This window comes from Sphingopyxis sp. RIFCSPHIGHO2_12_FULL_65_19 (assembly GCF_001830555.1).
Taxonomy (GTDB): Bacteria; Pseudomonadota; Alphaproteobacteria; order Sphingomonadales; family Sphingomonadaceae; genus Sphingopyxis.
Genome location: NZ_MIAM01000035.1, coordinates 34,121 through 39,390, shown reverse-complemented (window position 1 = coordinate 39,390; position 5,270 = coordinate 34,121). Strand labels below are relative to the sequence as shown.

Genomic DNA, 5,270 nt, shown 5'->3' with positions numbered 1-5,270 from the left:
CTCGCGACGACCGGGCCGCAATATTTCAGCGACCATGATGGCGAGCATTTCATGGCGCTCGCCGCAAAAACGTCACACAAGCGGATGGTCTTTGGTGGCGACTGCTATAATTACGGCCTGCTCGCCAGCGGCCATATCGACCTGGTGGTCGAGGCGGGATTGAAGCTGCACGATTTTGCCGCGCTCGCGCCGATCGTCGAGGGTGCAGGCGGGACGATGTGTGACTGGAACGGCGATCCGCTCAGCGCCGACAGCTCGGGGCATGTCATCGCACTCGGCGATCCGGCGCGGCTCGAGGATGTGATCGAAGGGCTCGCCTGCCACCACTGAGCGAAGGCGCCGGGATGAAAACGGCCCCCGCGCTTGCATTTCGGCGCGAATCCCCCTAAGCGCCCCGCTTCCGATTGTGTCGGCTGGCGACAAGGGCTGCCAGGTCGATACGCAAACGGACTTCCAAAGGAGACCAAAATGCCCAAGTTGAAGACCAAGAGCGGTGTGAAGAAACGCTTCAAATTCACCGCCTCGGGCAAGGTAAAGCACGGCGTCGCCGGCAAGCGCCACCGCCTGATCAGCCACAATTCCAAATATATCCGCACCAACCGCGGCACTAGCGTGCTGAGCGATTCGGATGTGGCCCATGTGCGCCTCTGGGCGCCCTACGGCCTGAAGTAAGGAGCGCTAAGGCATGTCACGCATCAAACGCGGCGTCACCACGCGCGCCAAGCACAAACGCGTATTGGAGCAGGCGAAGGGCTATTATGGCCGTCGCAAGAACACCATTCGTATCGCCAAGCAGGCGGTCGAAAAGGCCGGCCAATATGCCTATCGCGACCGTAAGGTTAAGAAGCGGAATTTCCGCGGTCTGTGGATCCAGCGCATCAACGCCGCGGTCCGCGCCGAAGGCCTGACCTATTCGCAGTTCATGCACGGCGTGAAGCTGGCGGGGATCGAGCTCGACCGCAAGGTCATGGCCGACCTCGCGATGAACGAAGGCAATGTCTTCGGTGCGATCATCGCCCAGGCGAAAGCGGCGCTGCCCAAGGCAGCCTGACCTTTTTCAGCCAAGCGGAACGAAACAAGGGCGGTCCCGGCGGGGCCGCCCTTTTTCTTTGGATTTGCAACGACGCCACCGACCGGAAGCCGCCTCCCGTTCTCGTCACCTCCAAAGGAAGAGGCGGCGCCGAGCGCTCGCTCCGCACCGCCCCGACAATGGTTCCAGTGAAAACCATCGCCCCCCCGCCCGATCCGAATAGCCGTGGGTCGCAGAAAGCTGACGGCCGGAACGAAGCTCAGAAAATCAGTCGTCTATTTCAGGTCCCCGCCAAGCCTCATCCTTCTGGCGTAACGCCGTGATTCCCCTCGCACGCCCGGTTTGGAGCGGACGACGCAATTATGACGCAGGAAGGGCGGATAAAATTGTAAGAAACCGACAGGTGGTGGCGCCCCGCCATTGTTTTTCATGCCCTTCCGCGACTAAATTGGGACAGTATGGCCCCCAGCGACCCAAATCCTGTTCCGGCAGACGCGCGGGTCGTGACGCGCTTTTTCTCGCTGTCGCCGTCTCTCCGCCCCTATCTCAGCACCATCTACCTGACCGAGATCGCTGTTCCTGACGGCGGGCGGGTCGAGGATTATCTGCACCCCGAATGGGGGAATATGCGCTTTATCGAAGGCGAAGCGCCGCTCGCATCGATCGGCGGCGGCCCGGCGACACCCGTGCCGCACTTTGTCGTCACCGGCCCGACCAGTCGGGCGAGCTATTTCGCGGCGCGCAACATGCGCGTCTGGGGCATCGGCATCCTCCCGGCCGGCTGGGCCAAATTCCTTTCGCTGCCCGCCGACGCGCTGGCCGACCAGTCGTGCGACGGCAACACCCATCCGGCCTTCGCGTCTTTCACGCCGCTCGCCGCGGCGCTGCGGCAGGTGAACGACGTGGACGCCGCGGCGGCCCTGATCGACGCCCGTTTCTGCGCGCTCCTCAACGATGCACCGCCCGACGACCCAGGGATTCTGGCAGCCCACCGGGCGCTGGTCGACGATGAGGTATCGACGGTCGCCGACCTGACAACCAAACTGTCGCTTTCCGAACGATCGATCGAGCGGTTGAGCCACCGCGCCTTCGGCTTTTCGCCCAAGCTGCTGCTGCGCCGCCAGCGCTTCCTGCGTTCGCTCGGCCGGTTCATGCTCGATCCGTCGATGGCGTGGATCGATACGATGGACCATCATTATTATGACCAGGCGCAGTTCACCCGCGACTTTCAGCGGTTCATGGGGATGGGCCCGCGCGACTATGCGGCGCGTCCCAAGCCGATATTGGGCGCCGCCGCGCTGGCCCGCGCGGCCGCGGCGGGGGCCGCGGTGCAAGGCCTGCACCAGCCCGGCGGATAGGCGTCCGGCGCACCGCAAGACTTGACCGCCGCGGCGCGTTCGGTGCAAGCGGCTGGCAACGGACGCGCGGGCAGCCGCAGCACCCAAAGACGCACGAAACATCAGGCCGGCAGCGGCAGCGCCGCCGGAACAGGACGAACGACGATGAGCGATATCCAGGCGATCCAGGCCAAGCTGGTGAGCGAGATAGAGGCGGCGGCCGACGCGGGCGCGGTCGAGGCGCTGCGCGTCGCCGCGCTCGGCAAGGCGGGCAGCATCACCGCGCTGCTCAAGACGCTGGGCGGCATGACCCCCGAGGAACGGCAAGCACAGGGGCCGATGATCCACGCCTTGCGCGAAACGGTTACCGCCGCGCTTGCCGCGCGCAAGGCCGCGCTGGAGGCCGCCGAACTCGACGTCAAACTCGCGGCGGAGGCGATCGACATGTCGCTGCCCGCCGCCGCCGCCCCGCGCGGCAGCGTCCACCCGGTCAGCCAGGTGATGGACGAACTCGCCGAAATCTTTGCCGACATGGGCTTTGCCGTCGCGACGGGTCCCGAGATCGAGGATGATTGGCACAATTTCACCGCGCTCAACATTCCGGAGACGCATCCGGCGCGGGCGATGCATGATACTTTTTATTTTCCGGAAAGTTCCGAAGGTGCCGCGCAGCGGATGTTGCTGCGGACGCACACTTCGCCGGTGCAGATTCGCACGATGATGGAAAAAGCGCCTCCGATCAGGATCATAGCGCCCGGTCGCGTCTATCGCAGCGATAGCGACGCGACGCATACGCCGATGTTTCACCAGGTCGAAGGTCTCGTCATCGACCGCGGCATCCATATGGGGCACCTCAAATGGACGCTTGAGACCTTCCTGAAGGCCTATTTCGAGCGCGACGATATCGTGCTGCGCCTGCGCCCGTCCTATTTCCCCTTCACCGAACCGTCGGCCGAGGTCGATGTCGGTTATAAACAGGAAAAGGGCCGCCGCATCGTCGGCGGCAACGGCGACGACGAAGGCCATGCGTGGATGGAACTGCTCGGCAGCGGCATGGTCAATCGCCGCGTCATCGCCAATTGCGGGCTGGATCCCGACGAATGGCAGGGCTTTGCCTTCGGGGTCGGGGTCGACCGGCTCGCGATGCTCAAATATGGCATGGATGACCTCCGCGCCTTTTTCGACGGCGATCTGCGCTGGCTGGCACATTACGGGTTCGGCGCGCTGAGTGTCCCCACGTTGAGCGGAGGGATTTCGGCATGAAACTGACCCTCGACTGGCTCCGCGACCATCTGGACGGCGAATTCTCCGTCGCCGATGTTGTCGCCACCCTCAACCGCATCGGCCATGAGGTCGAAGGCGTCGAGAATCCGGCCGAAAAGCTGGCCGGTTTCCGCGTCGCGAAAGTGCTGACCGCCGAGAAACATCCGCAGGCCGACAAGTTGCAAATTCTGACCGTCGACACGGGTGACGGCAACGCGCCGCTGACGGTGGTATGCGGCGCCCCCAATGCGCGCGCGGGGCTGGTCGGCGTGCTCGGCCTGCCCGGCGCGGTGGTGCCCGCGAACGGCATGGAGTTGAAGGTCGCGGCGGTGCGCGGGGTCGAATCGAACGGCATGATGTGCTCGACGCGCGAGCTGGAGCTGGGCGACGACCATGACGGGATCATCGAGCTTCCTGCCGATGCCCCGATCGGCGCCAGCTTTGCCGATTATAGCGGCGCGGGCGATCCGGTGATCGACATTTCGATCACCCCGAACCGGCAGGATTGCATGGGGGTGCGTGGGATCGCGCGCGACCTCGCCGCCGCCGGGCTCGGCACGCTGAAACCGCTCGACGTCCCGACGATCGCCGGCGAAGGTCCGCCCGCGACCGAAATCGCGACCCTCGACCCCGAAGGCTGCCCCGCTTTCTATGGTCGCACGATCAGCGGCGTCACCAACGGCACCGCGCCCGAATGGATGCGCCGCCGGTTGGAAGCCGTCGGCCAGCGGTCGATCTCGGCGCTCGTTGACATCAGCAATTATGTGATGTTCGACCTCGGCCGCCCGAGCCACATCTATGACCGCGCCAAGCTGACCGGCGCGCTCGTCGCGCGCCGTGCGAAGCAGGGCGAGACGGTCACCGCGCTCAACGGCAAGGATTACACGCTCACCGACACGATGACGGTGATCGCCGACGACAGCGGCGTCCACGATATCGCGGGCATCATGGGCGGCGAGCATAGCGGGTGCAGCGAGACGACGACCGATGTCCTTATTGAAATCGCCTATTTCACCCCCGAACGCATCGCGCTGACCGGACAGGCGCTGGGCCTGACCAGCGACGCGCGCAGCCGGTTCGAGCGCGGGGTCGATCCCGCCTTCCTCGACGATGCGACCGCGATCGTCACGGGCCATGTGCTCGCGATCTGCGGCGGCACGCCGTCGGCGGTCACCCGCGCGGGAACGCCGCCCGCCGAGGTGAAGACGGTCGATTATGACCCCATGCTGTCGGCGACGCTGGGCGGTATCGCGATTGCGCCCGAACGGCAGCAGGAGATCCTGACCGCGCTGGGCTTTACCATCATCGAACAGGGCGGCCGCTGGCAGGTCGCGGTGCCGAGTTGGCGCCGCGACATCGACGGCGCCCCCGATCTGGTCGAGGAAGTCACGCGTATCACCGGATTCGACGCAATCGCGTCGGTGCCGCTGCCGCGCTCCGATGGCGTTGCCAAGCCGACCGCGACCGCCGAACAATTGATCGAACGCCGCCTGCGCCGCGCCGCGGCGGCCGCCGGTTTCGACGAAGCGGTGACCTGGTCGTTCATCAGCGACAGCGACGCCGCGCCGTTCGGCGGCGGCACCTGGTCGCTCGCCAACCCGATCAGCGAAGAGCTGAAGGTGATGCGCCCGTCGCTGCTC

Annotated in this window: 6 protein-coding genes; all 6 read left to right on the top strand. The window is 65.4% G+C overall.

Annotated elements, in window-relative coordinates:
* The coding region (locus A3E77_RS10905) for an inositol monophosphatase family protein (protein WP_293645785.1) at window positions 1-330 on the top strand (330 nt) is incomplete at its 5' end.
* A gap of 138 nt (window positions 331-468) precedes the next feature.
* A complete protein-coding gene (gene rpmI / locus A3E77_RS10900; RefSeq protein ID WP_106000796.1) occupies window positions 469-672 on the top strand; it encodes a 50S ribosomal protein L35 in 204 nt (67 codons plus the stop codon).
* Between the two features lie 13 nt (window positions 673-685).
* Window positions 686-1,051 carry a 50S ribosomal protein L20 gene (gene rplT, locus A3E77_RS10895; protein WP_293645783.1) on the top strand — a complete coding sequence of 122 codons (366 nt, stop codon included), beginning with the start codon at window positions 686-688 and terminating at the stop codon, window positions 1,049-1,051.
* 482 nt (window positions 1,052-1,533) lie between these two features.
* Window positions 1,534-2,388 (top strand): helix-turn-helix domain-containing protein, encoded by an 855-nt coding sequence (locus A3E77_RS10890; protein ID WP_293645781.1) that lies wholly within the window; start codon window positions 1,534-1,536, stop codon window positions 2,386-2,388.
* A gap of 144 nt (window positions 2,389-2,532) precedes the next feature.
* Entirely contained in the window at window positions 2,533-3,630 is a 1,098-nt protein-coding gene (gene pheS / locus A3E77_RS10885) for a phenylalanine--tRNA ligase subunit alpha (RefSeq protein ID WP_293645779.1), read from the top strand.
* Window positions 3,627-5,270, top strand: a 1,644-nt coding sequence (pheT, locus tag A3E77_RS10880; protein ID WP_293645777.1) for a phenylalanine--tRNA ligase subunit beta, incomplete at its 3' end; no start/stop codon positions are given. The genes pheS and pheT, both read left to right, overlap by 4 nt.

Bases quoted from the DNA above. Each gene is read 5' to 3' on its own strand.
- rpmI (WP_106000796.1), top strand. From the start codon at position 469: ATGCCCAAGTTGAAGACCAAGAGCGGTGTGAAGAAACGCTTCAAATTC.
- rplT (WP_293645783.1), top strand. From the start codon at position 686: ATGTCACGCATCAAACGCGGCGTCACCACGCGCGCCAAGCACAAACGC.
- pheS (WP_293645779.1), top strand. From the start codon at position 2,533: ATGAGCGATATCCAGGCGATCCAGGCCAAGCTGGTGAGCGAGATAGAG.